Below are 18583 nucleotides of genomic sequence, written 5' to 3'. Positions count from 1 at the left end.
TGGTTAGGGTTTTGGTTTGTAGGTAGAAGCAACGTGTAATTCTTTGAGTTGCTTGACATCTACGCCAGAAGGTGCATCTGTGAGCAAACAACGGGCTTGTTGTGTTTTGGGGAAAGCGATGACATCCCGAATGGATTCCTCACCGGCTAGTAACATAACTAAACGGTCTAAACCATAGGCAATTCCACCATGGGGGGGTGTGCCATATTCAAAGGCTTCGAGGAGAAAGCCAAATTTATCATGGGCTTCTTCGGTAGATAAACCAATGGCTGCAAATACTTGCTGTTGAATGTCCCCTTGATAAATTCGCAGACTACCGCCGCCAATTTCTAAGCCGTTTAATACTAGGTCGTAAGCTTGGGCTCGGGCGGTTTTTAGATCACTCACATCTTCGGGATGGGGTGCTGTAAAGGGGTGGTGTAGTGCTTCTAGGCGTTTTTCGTCGGCGTTCCACTCGAACATGGGGAAGTCTGTAATCCAGAGTAAGTTAATTTTTTCGGGATTGATTAATTTAAATTCCTTGGCGACGACTTGGCGTAATCTGTCTAGGGTTTTATTAACTGTGGCGGTGTCACCAGCGCCAAATAATAACAGATGTCCGGCTTTTGCACCGGTACGCTGCAAGATTTCCTGTTTTTGCTCTGGGGTGAGGTTGTCTTTCATAGCGCCTATGGTGTCGATTTCGCCATGTTCGCGGACGCGGATAAAAGCTAAACCTTTGGCTCCCGCTTCGGTAGCTTCTTTGAATAGGTCACCGCCTGGTTTGATGCGGACGTTAGAAATGACATCATTACCTTGGGGTATGGGCAGGATTTTAACAGTACCACCATGGGCGATCGCATCTCGAAAGACTTTAAAACCGGAGTCTTGGAGGATATCGGAGACATTGACTAATTCCAAGCCATAGCGGGTATCTGGTTTATCAGTACCATAGCGTTCCATGGCTTGGGCGTAGGTGAGACGGGGGAATGGTAGGTTTAGCTCTATGCCTTTAACTGTTTTAAAGATATGAGCCACTAATTTTTCATTGAGGGCGATAATTTCCTCTTGAGACATGAAACTCATTTCCATGTCTAACTGAGTAAATTCTGGTTGTCTGTCGGCGCGCAGGTCTTCATCACGGAAGCAACGGGCAATCTGATAATATCTATCCATGCCCGATACCATGAGGATTTGTTTAAATAGCTGGGGTGATTGGGGTAAGGCAAACCACTCCCCGGGGTTGGAGCGACTGGGTAAGATGTAATCCCTCGCACCTTCGGGGGTGGAACGGGTGAGTACGGGGGTTTCTATTTCTATGAACCCTTCCAGGTCTTCTAGGTAGCGACGCATGGCTTTAACGACTTGATGACGCAATTGCATATTGTGGGCCATGCGTTCCCGTCGTAAATCTAAGTAACGATACCTGAGGCGCAGGTCTTCCCGGACATTTTCGCTTTCAACGGTGGAAACTTGAAATGGTAGCTGTTTGCGAACGCTGTTAAGTAGTGTAATTTTATCTGCGTAGATTTCTACTTCGCCGCTAGGGAGGCGAGGATTTAAGGATTCCTCCGGGCGTTGTGTGACTCTCCCGGTAATTTCTACAACGTATTCATTGCGCAGGGTGTTAGCTTGCTGGTAGGAATCTGGGGTGCGTTGGGGGTCGCTGACAATTTGCACAATCCCGGAGCGATCGCGCAAATCTAAGAAGATCACGCCCCCATGATCGCGGCGACGGTCTACCCATCCATACAAGGTAACAGTTTCTCCAATATGTTTTTTTCGGAGTTCGCCGCAATAGTGAGTTCGCATAGGTGTTAGTTTGATTCTGTCGGGCTAGATGGGTTAGTAAATGTCAAGGCTTTCCCATTATCTAGCATCAATAGTAATTGTAGTTGTTACAGGTTCAGAAAAAATTTTTTTGTGGCTTTTACTTTACATTCTGCCAAATCAGTTCTAAACGTTCTTGGGCTACTTGCAAAGCTTTTGCTGGGGGTTGACCGAGCAAGCTGGACTCAATGGCTCTACCTAAGCTCTCGGATAAACGACTATATCCGGCAATAATCGGCCTAGCGCCTGCTGTGTGCATTTGGTCAACAAAGACTTTTAACCAAGGTTTGGTGGCTGCATATTCCTGATAGGCTTGACTTTGAGCGGATTTGAGGTTAACTGGTAAAAACCCTGTGCCAATACTCCATTCTGTTTGGAACTGTTCACTTAAAATATACTCTAAAAACTTCAGGGCGGCGGCTTCTCTTTCGGGTGTAGTTTTCATTACATACATATTGCCCGTCCCGGTGACTGTGGCTTGTGTCACACTTCCGGGAATAGGAAACACATCATAATCAATGTTAGACTTAGTAATATAAGTCCAAGGTCCGGTAATTTGCATGGCCACACGCCCGCTTAAAAAGCCATCTTCTTCATAACCCCGTTCTGGGGGTGAGAGGGTCGCTGAACCGTCTTGTAATAGGTCTTGCCAAAATTGTAAGGCGGCGATCGCCCCTGGGTTTGTCAGGTTGGGCTGATCATTGCTGACTACCTCCCCCCCAGCACTCAATAAAAAGGGAAACCAACTAAATACAGTCCATTCGCCCTTACCCAAAGGTAGTAACATTCCATACTGTTCTGGTCTTTGATCTCCATTCCGGTCTATGGTGAGTTTTTTGGCGACTGCTCTGAGTTCTTCCCATGTCTTGGGTGTCTGGGTAATTCCTGCGGCTTGGAAAAGTTGGGGACGGTAGAAAATACCTATATTGCTAGTATAAAGAGGAGTTGACCACAGTTGATTGTTTAATGTTAACTCCTCAAATAACTTGGGGTTAACTTCCGACTTACCTGGGAAGGTGGCTAACCAGTCATCTAAGGGTCGAATTGCTCCTAATTCCACAGGGTAAAATGATCTTAAATTGGTATTTTTTTAAGGGATTTAATCAAGAATACCCGATGCACCTAGATGATCCTCAAGTGATAGAGAAGTTCTTTATGAAGCTGCAAAGTAAATTTTTAGAGGTGTTTCACCCCTACCATATTACTGGGCGTTGTTATCGGAAATTATCAACCTGACTTGTACGGTTATTGCGATCGCAGCTAACCATAAAACCGAACCTAGTCCAGTGAGATTTAGTTTAAGGTGTGAATTAGGAAGCTTGAGATTAAGCTCAGTGAGAGAGCAAAGAGAATTGAGACAATCAGCAGTTATTCCGAGAGTGTAGAGCTGGAAATTAAGCCTCCTGAGAGTAGATGTTAATCTTTAGAGGTGGTAGCTATGGCAATAACTCGTTGGGAACCATTGCGGCGCTGGCAAAATTTAGATCCATTTCCAGAAATTGACACCTTACAACGCCAAATCAATCGCCTATGGGATAGATTTATACCCAGTGATGGCGGAGATGTAAAGTTAGGATTTATACCGCCTGCCGAACTAGAAGAAACGGAGGATGCAATTCACCTGCGGTTAGAAGTTCCTGGTTTAGAAGCAAAAGACATAGATATACAAGTTAGTCCCGACTCAGTATCTATTAGTGGTGAGAGAAAGAGTGAGACTAGGGTGGAAAAACAAGGAGTAACTCGGTCTGAGTTTGCTTACGGTCAATTTCACCGAGTCATTCCCTTACCGCAAACAGTAGAGAACGACAAAGTAGAAGCTAAGTATGACCATGGGATTTTGCGCTTAACCTTACCCAAAGCTGAAGCAGAGAAATACAAACCTGTGAAAGTAAATCTCGGTTAGGGTGGGGGGACTAGGTAAACCTAATGCTTAGTCCCCTATCCTCAAGATGAAAATTGCCATCCGAGGAAGGTGATAATATGGCGAAAGTAATTGGTATTGATTTAGGAACGACCAACTCCTGCGCAGCGGTGGTTGAAGGGGGTCGCCCGGTGGTGATTCCCAATGCAGAGGGTCAGCGGGTGACTCCTTCGGTGGTGGCTTATACTAAGTCTGGTGAGCGGTTAGTGGGTCAAATTGCGAGACGACAAGCAGTGATGAACCCAGAAAATACCTTTTATTCTGTGAAACGCTTCATTGGGCGCAAATATGAAGAAATTACCCACGAAGCGACCGAAGTTAGTTACAAAACCTTGCGCGATCGCAACGGTAATGTTAAATTAGACTGTGTAGCAGCCCGTAAACAATTCGCACCAGAGGAAGTTTCCGCCCAAGTGCTGCGGAAGCTGGTAGATGACGCGAGTAAATATCTGGGGGAAAAAGTCACCCAAGCAGTAATTACAGTTCCCGCTTATTTTAATGACTCCCAACGCCAGGCGACAAAAGACGCGGGTAAAATTGCTGGGTTAGAAGTTTTGCGGATTATCAACGAACCCACAGCAGCAGCGCTTGCTTATGGGTTAGATAAAAAGGAAAATGAAACTATCTTAGTGTTTGACTTAGGTGGTGGGACTTTTGACGTGTCGATTCTGGAGGTTGGGGATGGTGTCTTTGAGGTTAAATCCACCAGTGGAGACACCCATTTAGGCGGTGACGACTTTGATAAAAAGATTGTTGACTGGTTAGCTGTTGAGTTCCAGCATAATCAAGGTATTGATTTACGTCAAGATAAACAAGCCTTACAAAGATTAACCGAAGCAGCGGAAAAAGCCAAAATTGAACTTTCCAGCGCCACCCAAACTAATATTAACTTACCTTTTATCACTGCTACCCCCGCGGGACCCCAACACCTGGATATGACTTTGACCAGGGCGCAATTTGAGGAGATGACCGCGGATCTGTTAGACCGGTGTCGTCACCCTGTGCAACAAGCTTTGCAAGATGCGAAACTGAGTAATAAGCAGATTGATGAGGTGGTATTGGTAGGTGGTTCTACTCGTATCCCTGCTGTACAAGAATTAGTCCGGCGAATCATTGGTAAAGACCCCTGTCAAGGTGTAAACCCTGATGAAGTTGTCGCTGTGGGTGCTGCTATTCAAGCGGGGGTGTTAGCGGGTGAGGTCAAAGATATTCTGCTGCTGGATGTTACCCCCTTGTCTCTGGGTGTGGAAACCCTCGGCGGTGTGATGACGAGGATTATTGACCGTAATACTACTATCCCGGTGAAAAAGTCAGAAATATTTTCTACTGCGGCGGATGGTCAAGCCAATGTAGAGGTTCATGTTCTCCAAGGTGAGAGGGAGTTAGCTAGGGATAACAAGAGTTTAGGAACTTTCCGGTTAGATGGTATTCCCGCAGCACCTAGGGGAGTGCCGCAAATTGACGTAACTTTTGATATTGATGCTAATGGTATTCTTTCGGTGACGGCTCAAGATAAGGCGACGGGTAAACAGCAGTCGATTTCTATTACTGGTGCTTCGACTCTGGATAAACGAGATGTAGACAAGATGGTGCGGGATGCACAAGCTCACGCGGAGGAAGACCGCCAACGCCGTGAACAAATTGATACTAAGAATCTGGCGGATTCTTTGGTTTATCAAGCTGAGAAGCAAATTAGAGATTTGGGTGATAAGGTCAGTACCAGCGATCGCGCTCGTGTTGAGGGTCTGATTAGCGATTTACGGGAGGCGATGAATCAAGATAATTTTGACCGCATGAAGTCTCTGACTCAGGAGTTACAGCAAGCTCTGATGCAAATTGGTAGCGCTGTCTATGCTCAAGCTGGTGGGACGACTACGGGTGAAGATGTGATTGATGCGGATTTTGTGGAGAGTAAGTAAGTTGAAAACCCCCTCTAGGTGTTCTTGACACCTAGGGAGGGGTTAAATATTTGTACTATTTTCCGCAACACTTGACAAGCAACTTCTAATTCACTTTGATTAGTAAAAGGTGCAAATACTCTAGATATTGCATATTTTTGATTTTCAACTTTTACAAAAACTATATCATCACCATTAGTTAACATCGCAAAAGCAGGATAATTTTGATCAGGATTAGCCATTAAATAAGCTAGAGTTGGGGGTAATGCTGACCAAACTGATAACATTGTTTTTTTAGATTCTACTACAATTATCCATAATCTTTCTTTTAATACTAAAATATCAATTCTTCCCTGTAAGGTTTCTTCACTATCAGCTATTATAATTTGTACTGATTCTTCTGCTTTAATTCTAAAAGGTGGATCATATAAACCAGCGATGGTTAATAGTGGAGAAACGAGTAATAAAATTACGGTAGTTTCTAATAAATGTCCACCGGAACGATGATAAATATAACGTTGCCATAATGTTTCTAGGTTTTTAATATCATCGTTATTTAATTCTGGTAATTGATCATACCATTCGGTAAAAAAATCTGGGGATTGATTTCGAGTTAAATTAAATCTTTTTTCAGCTTCTGTGATGGTGGTAATTGTTTCCGTAACTGCGAATGTTTGCATGGTGGATTGTTTTTATTTGGATTTATTTAACTATCATAAATAATACTGTTGCTGTTTTCCCGTTGAATAAAGTGAAACCCAAATTAAACTTAACCTAACTGGTTACGGAAACTCACATCACTTTCATTCTGTGCAACGTGATCAAAACCCACCACATAAACCATATTCGCTTCATGTCCCTTGGAGGATGTTTGATAAGTTTTATAAGGTGATTTTAGACACTTCTCGATTAATGTCCCCAGCGAGTGGGGACTTGTATTTCTAAGCTTAGTAGCTTATTAACAGCGTTGTTTCCATTCGATTAATGTCCCCAGCGAGTGGGGACTATTGATTATGCAAGAAGCCTTGATGAAATTATTGCAGTTTCCATTCGATTAATGTCCCCAGCGAGTGGAGACCCCTGCATTTTAAACCATTACCCTCTAAGAAGTCTAGAGGCAGTTTCCGATAGCGATAGCGTGGCGTTAGCCAGGTTCAGAAAAAGCGATGGCTGAAATGGACTTTACCCCAGTCTATCAAAGGCTGAAACCCTTACCCAGCAATCGACCGAGGTTAATCGGCACTCGCTAGATTGACGATGTCAAAACACAAGAATCATTATTCCAGCCATTTTATTTGAACTTCGGTCGTAGGCGTTACGTGATTGGGCGATCTGGGGACGGGTGGGGTAAATTCATATCCCGGAGTTGTCACCACATTTTCTTATGTAGTCACAACTTCCTATAATTTGATGTAGCCACACCTGAAAAAAATCACAAAAAAGCCGTTAGATAATTATGCCTTGCTCTACCACCATCTCCCAACTGTTAACAGTTCTAGGCGCTGAACCCGTGAATTTATCTGCAACCGCTCTCGCACAAATGAGCAGCGGTATTCAAACAGACACCCGGATGATTAAACCCGGTGAGGTGTTCCTAGCTTTGCGGGGGGAAAAATTCGACGGTCATGATTTTGTGGCTGCGGCCATAGGTCAGGGTGCTTTAGGGGCGATTGTGGACGGTGATGATGAGTATCCAGGGTTACCTGTGTTACGGGTGGGTAATACTTTAAAAGTATATCAGCAACTGGGGAGATGGTGGCGCGATCGCTTTGATATCCCGGTGATGGGGGTAACAGGTTCGGTAGGTAAAACCACCACCAAGGAACTAATCGCCGCAGTGTTGGGGACTCAGGGAAGAGTGCATAAAACCCATGGCAATTTTAACAACGAAATCGGTGTACCCAAAACTTTATTAGAACTGGGTGGAGACCATGACTATGCTGTGATTGAAATGGCGATGCGGGGGAGGGGACAAATTGCGGAATTAACGGAAATAGCTCGACCTACCATTGGGGTAATTACTAATGTGGGTACGGCACATATTGAGTTACTCGGTTCTGAGCAAGCTATAGCGGAGGCTAAATGTGAGTTATTAGGGAAAATGCCTCAAGATGGGGTTGCTATTCTTAATTATGATAATGCTCTATTAATGGCTACAGCTGCACAAGTTTGGTCGGGGGAAGTTGTAACTTATGGCTTGTCTGGTGGTGATATCCAAGGGGTGGTGTTAGATCAAGAAACTATTCAAGTGGGGGAAATGCAGCTACCTTTACCCTTAGCTGGTGTTCACAATGCTAGTAACTTTTTAGCAGCGTTGGCGGTGGCGAAGGTTTTAGGGGTTGATTGGTCAGGTTTGCAAGGGGGGGTGATGGTGAATATGCCTACTGGGCGATCGCAGAGGTTGAGCTTACCTGATGATATATTAATCTTAGATGAAACCTACAATGCTGCACCAGAAGCTATGATTGCAGCTTTGCAATTGTTAGCGGATACACGGGGAAAACGCAGAATCGCCGTATTAGGGGCGATGAAAGAATTGGGGGAAAAATCCCGACAATTGCACCACAGAGTCGGTGAAACCGTCCAAAAGTTGGAATTAGACGGGTTGTTAGTTTTAGGAGATGGAGAAGATACCCAAGCAATGATCGCCGGTGCAAAGGGTATTCCCACGGAGTGTTTTACCAGTCATGGGGACTTAGTAACTAGATTAATCACATTTGTGCAACCAGGCGATCGCTTGTTATTTAAAGCCGCCCATTCCGTGGGACTAGACCGGGTTGTTAATCAGTTCCGGGGCGAATTTCTGGGAAAATAAATAAAGTCCGCAGGGTGCGGACTGAGAAAATTGGATAAGGTTAGGTTTGTAACAAGATGGACTACAACTTGTTAGAGGTTACTTTTATTCTTGATGACTTATGGAGAAAAATCAAGTATCCCAGAGAGAATGTTTAGACATAAATACGGTAATTATGTCAATCAGCTCCAACGGTGGGCAGTAGTGTGGTATAAGTGGAGTCATCTACTTAACTGAACATTAAAAACAAGTTAACTTATCCTTAATAGGATGTGACGTTATGAGAGTATATGATGCTGAAGCGTGCCGATTTTCTTAATTTTTCAATGTAAATATTAGCTCTTATTAACAGGATAAATCTGACTGACGTTAACAGGGAAACTATAAAATGTCTGAAAAATACAGGGTGAAAAAACTTAGGAGAGGTTTAATAACCAAAGGGCAGGAAAAATCTGGAAAACTAATAGGTATGTGGTCATCATGGTATGTGATGGTGGTGGAATCAGTACCATTTTTGATAGCTGTGGCTGTATTTTTAAGCGTTGTCAGTTTAAAAAGTCCTGTGCTGCTGTTTTGTTTGCTCCTGGGAAGTTTACTAGCAATAGTCATCCAGCTTGGACAGAGAGTAAATTTAGCAAAGCCCTGGGTTGTGTTCTGTCAAATCCTAGCAGTATCCCTGGTTCTGAGTTTATTTTGGCTAGATTACTTTGCATTTCCTGCACAGGCGCAATTTTTTGGTAAAGCAGAGAGTTTTTTCCGCAATACTTTAACACAAGGTACGGAAACCAATAGTAATACTCAAACAGCAGTCAGCCTAATCTTTAACGTTTTACGAGCAATTTATTTACTGTATATTGCAGGTTCTTTAGTTGGTGTAATTAACGCCGTTAGGAAAGATGAAGATTGGCAAAGTATCGCCAGGGTTCCTTTATTAGTAGTAGTTGCGGTCACAGTTGCTGATGTGCTGACAGGGTTTGTAATTGGTGATGTGAGTAACTAAAGTATGTCTGAAGAAACAGATAGAGAATTTCGCCCAGTGAATCAAATCCTGGGAGCCCAACCTTCATTAGGTCCAATTCCTGCAGATCAAATCTTTCCCTGGTTGGTGATTATTCTCGCTGCTTACTTAATTGTAAATGGAGTTTTTGGGGGAATATTTGCAGATGATTTTCAAAGATGGTTATGGACAGCATTAATTGCGGGTTGGGGAATAGCGACTTGGTGGATCTTAAGTGGTGGTAGGAGTTGGCGATTTTTAAGCAAATTCATAGGAGTTCCCACTTGGACAAGGGGCTTTGCTCGTTATTACAGCTTGTTAGAAGTTAACCATGAAGCAGAAAATCGGAAAACAAAGCATAAAGGTCGGCGGTCAAGAAAGTAGATTAACACCATTTGAGGATGCTTTACATTTAGCCACCATGTTACGCATTTCCCTGGATGGTCGTGACATAGGTGCTTACATTTTAAACAAAGACACTCAGAAAGATAGATTTTGCTTTGTTTTTGGGTTTGAATGTCGGGGAATTCATACTACGTTAAGAAACGAGCAAATAGAGACAATTTTTAATAATATAGAATCTGGTTTAAAAGATATTCCTGAAGGGGAAAAGATGACCTTGCACATGGGGTCATTTAGTTCAGATAAACAAAGACAAATAGAACTATCTCACTTAGTCAAGCAGACACCATCACGGGATATTAAGTATTTATTGACATCGGAAAGAGCCAGAACTCAAGAACTAACTAATGCGGGGATTCGTAAGCCGAAATTTTTACGGATATATGTAACCTATACCATTGAACCGAATACGAAATATACAGATGATTGGATAGAGAAAGTATTAGGTAAAGCTGAACTATGGTGGTTAAACTTTAAAGGGGAACTAGCCCAAGTGCAAAATGAGCGCCTGGAAACTCTGATTATCCAGTCCTATCAACAGGGGTTCTGTCGCTGGGAGCAGTTATTATCTAACAAAATGGGTTTAGATGTTAAACCTTTAAATGCTGATCAACTATGGGAAGAGGTCTGGAAAAGATTTAATGAAACACCACCTATACCCATTCCCCAGTTAGTTCATTTAGATGAAAACGGACTGTATGAGCAGGTTAATTCAGAGTTAAGTAGTAGTCAATTACTTATAGAAAATATCCACAGTACAACTTTGCTGATGGAGTCTGGTGTACCCTGTGCTGAACGTCGTTGGGTAAATGTGAAAAATCGCTATATTGGAGCGTTGACATTTCTAGAAAAACCCGGAGGGTGGCCGAATAAATTCGCTCAGTTGCGTTATTTGTGGGAATTATTAGCCAGAGAAACTGTCACAGATACAGAGATTTTCTGCGAGTTAACCGCAGCCAACCCGGCTTTAGTGAAGACTACATTACAACGGGTGCTGAAGCAGTCGAATATGACAGCACTTATGGCCCAGGAAAAGAGTAAAACTATTGATGTCAGCGCTCAATTAAAGTTAAAGAAATCTGTAGCAGCCCAAGAGCAATTATATGAGGGTGCTATACCAATATATACGAGTATAGCTATTTTTGTACATCGTCCCAGCATAGAAAAATTAGATGAAGCCACAAGATATATAGAAAACTGCTTTCAAAGACCCGCCCAGGTAATTAGGGAGGTAGAATATGCTTGGAAAATTTGGCTACAATCTTTACCGATAGTTTGGGAGGGTTTGTTAGTTAAACCGTTTAACCGCCGTCAATTATATTTAACCAGTGAAGTACCGGGATTAATGCCTTTAGTATTAACCAAAGCTGGAGATAGTCGAGGGTTTGAGTTAATTGCAGAAGAGGGGGGAACACCCATACATCTGGATTTGTTTAACCAACATAAAAATTTAGCTCTGTTTGCGACTACCCGCGCTGGTAAATCGGTTTTGGTGTCGGGAATTTTAACCCAAGCCTTAGCTTATGATATTCCGGTGGTAGCTCTGGACTTTCCTAAACCAGATGGAACCTCTACTTTTACCGACTATACAAGGTTTATGGAGGGGAATGGGGCTTATTTTGATATTGCCAAAGAATCTAATAACTTATTTGAACAGCCTGATTTGCGATCGCTCAGTCCAGAAGCCCAGCGCGATCGCCTGTTAGATTATACTGCTTTTTTAGAGTCAGCATTAATGACCATGGTTTTAGGCTCATCTACCGAAAACCAACTGTTATCCCAAACTGTGCGTTCCCTGCTCAACTTAGCATTAAGAGCATTTTTTGCCGACCCAGGGATTACCCAAAGATATAAACAAGCGATCGCGGGGGGGTTTGGGAGTCAAGAGTGGGAAAAAACCCCCACCTTAAGAGACTTTCTTTATTTCTGTTCACCGGAACATCTGCAATTAAATGCTGTGAGTGGAAGAGTAGATGATGCTCTGAGTCAAATTCAACTGCGGTTAAGATTTTGGCTTTCCAGTCGAGTTGGACAAGCTATTTCTGCACCTTCGAGCTTTCCCACCGACGCACAACTGTTAGTATTTGCGCTGCGGAACCTCTCGGACAATGAAGACGCTGCTGTATTATCCTTAAGTGCTTATTCTGCAGCTTTGCGCAGGGCGTTAAGTAGTCCAGCTTCCATCTTTTTTATTGACGAAGCCCCGATTTTATTTGAATTTGACCAAATATCTGATTTAGTTGGCAGAATTTGCGCCAATGGTGCAAAAGCGGGAATCAGAGTTATTTTATCAGCCCAAGACCCCGATACCATCGCCAAATCTAAAGCCGCATCCAAAATTTTACAGAACTTATCAACCAGATTAATCGGGAGGATTCAACCGGTAGCAGTAGATAGTTTTGTCAACATCTTAAAATATCCCCGCAATATTATTTCTCGTAATGCGACAGAAAGCTTTTTCCCTCGTAAAGAAGGAATTTACAGCCAATGGTTATTAGATGACAACGGGATTTATACCTTTTGTCGTTACTATCCAGGTTATGAACAATTAGCAGTAGTTGCTAACAACCCCCAGGAACAAACCGCACGTCAACAAGTAATGGGACAACATGACAATAAATATGAAGCAATTTCGGTATTTGCGCGACAATTAATAGCTGCTCTCCGTGGGGGTTAATCATGTCCAATTTATTCAGGTTGAAAGATATGCACAAAACTACTGTTCTCACCTTGGGCTTTTCTTGGTTATTACTCCTCCCAGCAACAGCACAATTAGGTCAAGTTTGGACTGAGTTTCAATTTTATTCTGTAGATATGCAAAATTACCTGAGAAATCATCTGAGCGAAACCTTAAGACCTTTAGAAATTAGAGGTCAAACTGCTCTCAATAATGCCACAGGAGCCGCGAATATACCTAACCCAATTGATGCGGGTAATAATTTTAATCAAGATATGATATTTAACCCCACAACAGATAGATTTGAAAATAATCCAGTACTGCGCAGTAATGGTGTGAACCAGGAAATGAATCGCCTAATTACTAGGGGTTCCATAGAAAGTTATATGGGGAGAGATGGACAAATACGATTAAAATCTAAGTTACAAAATACTGAAACCACCTTAAATAATATTTCCGAACTTTCCCAAAGTTCCAATAACATCTTTCAAAGACTCGCTGATACTCTCGGCGCATCTGGCGATGCTTTTCTCCCACTGATGACGATACAGAAAGACCAAGCGGGTTTACAGTTACAAGGTATTAGAATCCAACAGGAACAAGCAAAAATCAGCGCTGAAACCCTAGCGCAAAGTATCCTCACCCATCAATCTTTACAATACTCCAATTTAAATTTAGTCAACATTTCCCAGCAGATGGAAGAAATGAATCGTACTCACAGGGTAGACACAGCTACGGAAGCAGCGAGATTTATCCGTAATACTTCTCAAACAGATTTGTTTGGTAGATAATTACTATATGGTCAATGAAAATGCAGGTTTATATTGCGCAAATCTTCCCAGAAATTGGGATTAATGAAACTTTTGATAGTGGTGCTGTAACTGCTAGAAGCATGGCTGAAAGTTGGGATAACCAATGGCTAGATTTATTACAAAATAATACAAGTAATAACTTATATGGGGCGTTAACAAACCTGGGTATATTTTTGGCTGTGGGGACGCTATTGTTTTTTATGATGCAATGGCTCAAAGATGTGATCAACAGTGAATATTCCCGTCCTATAAGTGGTTTAATTTGGCCTTTTATAGTGGTGCTGTTTTTGAGTAATACGGGAAATGGTAGCCTACTTTCTAGTTTAACGCTGGGGGTAAGAAACTTGATTAACACAGTCAATCAACAAGTAGTTAGTACAGCAGATGCTGAACAAACTTATCAGCAAGCATTAAATATGAGTTTAGCTGAAGAGGTAGCGGGTTCTTTACTTCGTCCTTGTCAATCACTCAATGGGGAACAACAAACCCAATGCTTGGCGAGAGCGAGCGACCAAATTGATAACCTGTGGAGGGAATATAGAAACTTATATGGGAATAGAATTTGGATTGAAAGGCTAGAAAATCAAGTCAGTTCCTTGAAATTTAATACAGGAAATATCTCGGATATTACCTTTAACTCTTTATTAGGGAATACCGCCCAAACCAGAATTAAAAACTTCTTAATTTCTTTGCAATATGCGTTTCAAAACCTTATAGAAGCTACTATGTTACTTATAGCAGCTTTAGGACCATTAGCCCTAGGCGCATCTTTGCTACCTGTAGGGGGTAAACCGATTTACGCATGGTTTACAGGTTTTTTTGCGGCGGGAATTACTAAGATTTCATTTAATATCATTGCTGCTGTGACTGCAGCAGTAATTATCAATGGACCTGCAGAAAACCCCAATGCTAACCCTGATTTAATGTGGTTTATTATCTTTGTGGGAATTTTAGCGCCAGTATTATCCTTAGCTGTCGCAGGTGCAGGAGGATTTGCGATTTTTAGCGCCATTAATAATAGTACAGCCTTAATCAAAAATAGAATCTAAACATCCCATCGGTGTGCAAATGACGAAACTACTCCGAAAAAGAAAATCTAGTATCAATTTTCTCACAATTTTTGCGATCGCCACTTTCAGCTTACATCTAGCAGTATTATTTCTGTTCATTTTACAAGGGTTAAACATTCGCCAACTGAGTCTGAGAAAACCCCCCAACTTTGTGGAAATGGTTGATGGTCAACCTATAGGCGCTGTGGATGATTTAGCTAGGGACCCCGAAGCGATTCGCCAATTCATCAGTAAAACCATGACATTGATGTTTAATTGGTCAGGAACCCTCCCCCCACAAACCATTACAGAAGCTGCAAAACCCCAACCAGACCCAGGAATACCCATCAGAACCCCCCAAGGAGGTAACCAACGAGTCACTACCAGCAGTTGGGTAGGGAGTTTTGCGATCTCAGAAGATTTTCGTCCGGGTTTTTTAAGTGCGATCGCCCAAATGACCCCACCAGAAGTATTTTCAAACAATCCTAATCAAATTATCTCAGCAGAATTAGTCATTCAAAGAATTTACCCCCCAGAAACAATAGCTCCGGGGAAGTGGCGAGTAGGGATGATAGCTGACCTAATTCAGACCAGAAAAGATGACCGGAGAAAAGCAGTCACACCCTTTAATAAAGATTTTTTAGTGCGTGCGATCGATTATTTTCCTTACCCCCTAAGAGATAGTAGTACGGACATCCAAAAAGCAATTTCTAGCCATCGCGCTGACCAACTAGAGATTTACGAAATTCATGATTTTTGTTTAGTGGACAACTCCATTATTGTCAGGGAGGATAAATCAAACCGTTGTAGAAATTAAAGTAACAAGTGACTATCTATTTTAAGTAAATTATTCTCAAATTTATCAAGGCAAATATTTATGCAATTAGTCAAGCCAGAGAAGAGAAAAAGTAGTATATTACCACTATTAGCGGTAGGGACATTTGGGCTAAATTTATTTAGCTTGCTCTTGATTTTGTTTCATAGTTCCATGATTCAAGATTTAGAACAGCAACTGACACCCCAAAGTTTAGCCCAACTTGCTGATGGTCGAGCGATTACCTTAGACCCTCAACAAAGTGATGAAAGACATCCAGAAACAATTCGCCGATTTGTCGGTGAAACCATGACCTTAATGCTTACCTGGTCACAAAAACAGCCGCCAATCACAGCTTGGGAAATTAGTTCCCAACTTTTAGCTAATAATTTGAAAACCAAGTTTCAGGAGGAAATTACTAAATTAAGTCCGACGGGAAAATTTATTAATAACAAATCTGAATATATATTAGTAGTACAAAGAGTATCTCAACCGGAAAAAATAGGTAATGGTAAATGGAAAGTTGAAATGTTAGCTAATCAATTAAACTTTAGTGGTTCTAATAATCTAGGAACCTCAAATGAGTTCAATAAACAAATTTTAGTCAGAGCCATAGATAAACCTCTAACTTCAATTCCACCCCAAGGGTCATCTTGGGATTTAGCAGCATACCGCTTAGGAGAAGCTAGGCTAGAAATTTACCAGATATGCGACATTACAGACACAAACTGTTCTTGAAATTAAAACCAACTAAAACACCATGAATACTTATTCAATTCACCCAGAAATTTCTCCACAATATACAGTGGAACCAACCCCTGAGCACCATGAACCAGAAATAGACTTGTTAGATTGGGAGTCTAGAATAGCTCAATTGGTGGGTTTTGAAGAAGAGTCAGCACAACAAGATTTAACTAGCTTTGAAGCTCACACTATTCCCCCCGAAGAAGTAGAAACCGAGCAGTCACTGTCATCTAATCCCTTTGCTAAGTTAGCCTTAGTAGGTGGTGCTACCTTAGCTGTAGTGGTAGTTGCTGGGGTGTTTTTATCCCAAATTATGAATAGCAGCAATCAAAGACCCAGAAGTAATTTAGTTTCCCCAACGGTTCCATCACCGGCTATGAGTGAAGCTCCTGAAGTAAATTTAGCACAAGAGGTGGAGATACTCAAGACAAAGTTAGCCCTTGCAGAACAAGTACAGACCGTCAGAGCAGCTCAAGAAAATCTCAGAAATAGACCACCTGCGCGGGTGGAAACTCCACAGGTGAGAGCAAGTACACCTACAACACTGGAGACATCTCCAAATAAAATAGTCAGAGTTGAGCAGACTATTCAAGAACCCGCACCTCCTTCAGTTCCTATTATTGAGCAACCCGCGTCTCCTTCAGTTTCTATCCCACCAATAGCTATGGACTCTACACCCCCACCGATTGTTATCCCCGCAGTATCGCCACCAGACCCCCTGAAGGAATGGACAAGGTTAGCCAAGTTGGGTAGTTATGGTCAGGTAAATACCACCGGTCAATCAAGAGTAAATACAGCTTTATCTGTACCAGAAGTTAAGACTTATGCAACCAACTTGCAACCGGGACAAACACCACCACAACCAGAGATTTTAGTCAGTCAGGCACAATCACAAAACCCGAAATCTGTCAAGGTAGGAACTAATGCTAAAGCCGTATTAGCAACGGCCATCTTTGGGGAAACTACTAGAGCTAGGAATAATGACGCTCAAGAAGAAGATAATATATTTGTGGTACAGTTGAAAGAACCACTAAAATCTATAGATGGGGCGATCGCAGTACCTGCTAATACAGAATTATTGGGTGAAATTCGTTCTATTTCCGAACAAGGTCTACTACAGTTAAATGTAGTCAAAATCATCTCAGAAGAGAACGGTGAGTTGATAGAAAGAACCTTACCCAAGAATGCAATTGTACTTCGCGCTCCTCAAGGTAAACCTTTAATAGCAAATCAATATCCCGATCAAGCAGGATCAATAGCAGGGATGGACACCGGTCTATTCATTTTAGGAGGTATTGGTAAAGCTGCGGAATTATTCAATCGTGCTGAAACCGAAGTTTCTATAGAAGGTGGTAGTACCGTCGTCACCAACACCAATAATAGACGCAACATACCAGCTGGAATATTGGAAGGTGGATTAAGGTCAGTAGTACCCCAAATATCTCAACGCAATCAACAAGCGATTTCTCAAATGATGCAAAGAACTAATATTTGGTTTATCCCAGCTGGCCAAGAGGTAGAAATATACGTCAATAGAACCGTAAAACTATAGCAATCCTAAATGATTCATGAACAATTTCTGTTCCCTGTTCCCTGTTCCGGTGTTCCCTTTCCTCACTCATAATTTCTCAAGTCAAATAGGATGACTATATAATTCGTTATTTCTCATAATAGCAATATTCTGGGTTGGGCATCCTACCGGACTTAATTAACCCCAGTCACCCTAATCGCCGTTTTCCCATTGGTAGCTATGAAACACATTCTCAAATATGCTAATTTTTGGACTCTCACCCCTCTAATTTTCTCAGTTGCCATCTTACTATATACAGGGCGAACTTTAGCTAATAATGCCGTTTTGCGTTCCCTGTTTTCCTGTCAAGCGCAAGGTTTAGGGGGAGTAGTACCTACTATCAAAGTTTCCTATCAACAAGGGACAAACTTAAGCTTTCTCCCAGCAGGGGAAACAATTAAGAAAGTTTGGTTAAACGACCCATCACAAGTAACAATGGACTTTGATGGTCCGATGTGTATGCAATTGGGAGCAGAACGTAACTTAAATTCCGGAGACTGTAAAAACTCAGCCGCAAATGTCATTCAACTGCGGCGCATTCCCCGGCTCAATATTCCCGGAATACCCAAAACAGATAATACACTTTTAACAGTAATTACCGAAGAAGGAAACAGGAGTAAACTCTATACCTTCAGAATATTATATCAAGACACTGCTCCTGATTATCACACTTTAGCAATTTATCCCGACCCAGCCCCCACGGAAATAGCTTGTGTCAGTACATCCAATGAATTAATTTAACCCTTTGACACACCCCAAACAGGCGTGAAAATATCGGGACATAATTATAGCAGGGGGCAGGGGGCAGGGGGCAGGGGGAAGCCTTGAAACGCTTTAATTTCAATGGTTTTATCTTCTGTTTATGTCCTAACCACCTTGGCGGTTGCTATAAGTCATTAATAACATGAACGAGCGCGCTGACTTTGATAGCCCTTGGAAAGAGATACTTACCGACTATTTTCCCCAAGCCATACAATTCTTTTTCCCAGCCACCGCGGCCCTGATTAACTGGGAGCTACCCCATGAATTTCTCAATCAGGAATTTCGGCAAATTGCCCGTGATGCGGAGCAAGGTAAACGTTATGCTGACCAATTA

Annotated in this window: 14 protein-coding genes and 2 pseudogenes; 13 read left to right on the top strand and 3 right to left on the bottom strand. The window is 42.2% G+C overall.

The window, feature by feature from the left end; genetic code table 11:
• Nucleotides 1–3: 3 nt before the first annotated feature.
• Complete coding sequence (gene aspS / locus NWP21_RS04800; protein ID WP_280791818.1) at nucleotides 4–1791, bottom strand: aspartate--tRNA ligase; 1788 nt, start codon at nucleotides 1789–1791, stop codon at nucleotides 4–6.
• 118 nt (nucleotides 1792–1909) lie between these two features.
• Nucleotides 1910–2869, bottom strand: a pseudogene (locus NWP21_RS04795) (extracellular solute-binding protein); the annotation flags it as partial.
• A 378-nt stretch (nucleotides 2870–3247) separates the two neighbouring features.
• On the opposite strand from NWP21_RS04795, the gene NWP21_RS04785 reads away from it, so the two are divergent.
• Nucleotides 3248–3712, top strand: a complete 465-nt coding sequence (locus NWP21_RS04785; protein WP_280791817.1) for an Hsp20/alpha crystallin family protein — start codon at nucleotides 3248–3250, stop codon at nucleotides 3710–3712.
• A gap of 77 nt (nucleotides 3713–3789) precedes the next feature.
• Nucleotides 3790–5649, top strand: coding sequence for a molecular chaperone DnaK (gene dnaK / locus NWP21_RS04780; protein ID WP_280791815.1), 1860 nt, complete (start codon nucleotides 3790–3792; stop codon nucleotides 5647–5649).
• A gap of 14 nt (nucleotides 5650–5663) precedes the next feature.
• Here dnaK and NWP21_RS04775 read toward each other — a convergent pair whose 3' ends face one another.
• Nucleotides 5664–6308, bottom strand: coding sequence for a type I restriction endonuclease subunit R (locus NWP21_RS04775; protein WP_280791814.1), 645 nt, complete (start codon nucleotides 6306–6308; stop codon nucleotides 5664–5666).
• Between the two features lie 776 nt (nucleotides 6309–7084).
• Between NWP21_RS04775 and murF the strand changes: the two genes are divergently transcribed.
• The 11 genes and pseudogenes from murF to NWP21_RS04720 form a co-directional block, all read left to right on the top strand.
• The gene (gene murF / locus NWP21_RS04770) at nucleotides 7085–8443 is read left to right on the top strand and encodes a UDP-N-acetylmuramoyl-tripeptide--D-alanyl-D-alanine ligase (RefSeq protein ID WP_280791813.1); all 1359 of its coding nucleotides are present in this window, start codon (nucleotides 7085–7087) and stop codon (nucleotides 8441–8443) included.
• Between the two features lie 367 nt (nucleotides 8444–8810).
• On the top strand, nucleotides 8811–9422 hold the full coding sequence (locus NWP21_RS04765; RefSeq protein ID WP_280791812.1) for a hypothetical protein: 612 nt from the start codon (nucleotides 8811–8813) through the stop codon (nucleotides 9420–9422).
• A gap of 3 nt (nucleotides 9423–9425) precedes the next feature.
• Nucleotides 9426–9803 (top strand): hypothetical protein, encoded by a 378-nt coding sequence (locus NWP21_RS04760; RefSeq protein WP_280791811.1) that lies wholly within the window; start codon nucleotides 9426–9428, stop codon nucleotides 9801–9803.
• Nucleotides 9751–12498, top strand: coding sequence for a hypothetical protein (locus NWP21_RS04755; protein WP_280791810.1), 2748 nt, complete (start codon nucleotides 9751–9753; stop codon nucleotides 12496–12498). Before NWP21_RS04760 ends, NWP21_RS04755 begins: the two co-directional genes overlap by 53 nt.
• Nucleotides 12499–12500: 2 nt before the next feature.
• Nucleotides 12501–13289, top strand: a complete 789-nt coding sequence (locus tag NWP21_RS04750) for a hypothetical protein (protein ID WP_348519753.1) — start codon at nucleotides 12501–12503, stop codon at nucleotides 13287–13289.
• 20 nt (nucleotides 13290–13309) lie between these two features.
• Nucleotides 13310–14359 carry a hypothetical protein gene (locus NWP21_RS04745; RefSeq protein ID WP_280791809.1) on the top strand — a complete coding sequence of 350 codons (1050 nt, stop codon included), beginning with the start codon at nucleotides 13310–13312 and terminating at the stop codon, nucleotides 14357–14359.
• A gap of 19 nt (nucleotides 14360–14378) precedes the next feature.
• Nucleotides 14379–15176, top strand: coding sequence for a hypothetical protein (locus tag NWP21_RS04740; RefSeq protein WP_280791808.1), 798 nt, complete (start codon nucleotides 14379–14381; stop codon nucleotides 15174–15176).
• A gap of 60 nt (nucleotides 15177–15236) precedes the next feature.
• Nucleotides 15237–15911 (top strand): hypothetical protein, encoded by a 675-nt coding sequence (locus NWP21_RS04735; protein ID WP_280791807.1) that lies wholly within the window; start codon nucleotides 15237–15239, stop codon nucleotides 15909–15911.
• Nucleotides 15912–15933: 22 nt separating this feature from the next.
• Nucleotides 15934–17469, top strand: coding sequence for a TrbI/VirB10 family protein (locus NWP21_RS04730; RefSeq protein WP_280791806.1), 1536 nt, complete (start codon nucleotides 15934–15936; stop codon nucleotides 17467–17469).
• A 198-nt stretch (nucleotides 17470–17667) separates the two neighbouring features.
• Nucleotides 17668–18228, top strand: coding sequence for a hypothetical protein (locus NWP21_RS04725; protein ID WP_271733066.1), 561 nt, complete (start codon nucleotides 17668–17670; stop codon nucleotides 18226–18228).
• Nucleotides 18229–18391: 163 nt separating this feature from the next.
• Nucleotides 18392–18583 (top strand): annotated as a pseudogene (locus NWP21_RS04720) (hypothetical protein); the annotation flags it as partial.

The sequence above is a fragment of the Anabaenopsis sp. FSS-46 genome (genome assembly GCF_029891665.1).
GTDB lineage: Bacteria > Cyanobacteriota > Cyanobacteriia > Cyanobacteriales > Nostocaceae > Anabaenopsis > Anabaenopsis arnoldii.
This window is presented reverse-complemented; position numbering and strand designations above follow the sequence as displayed.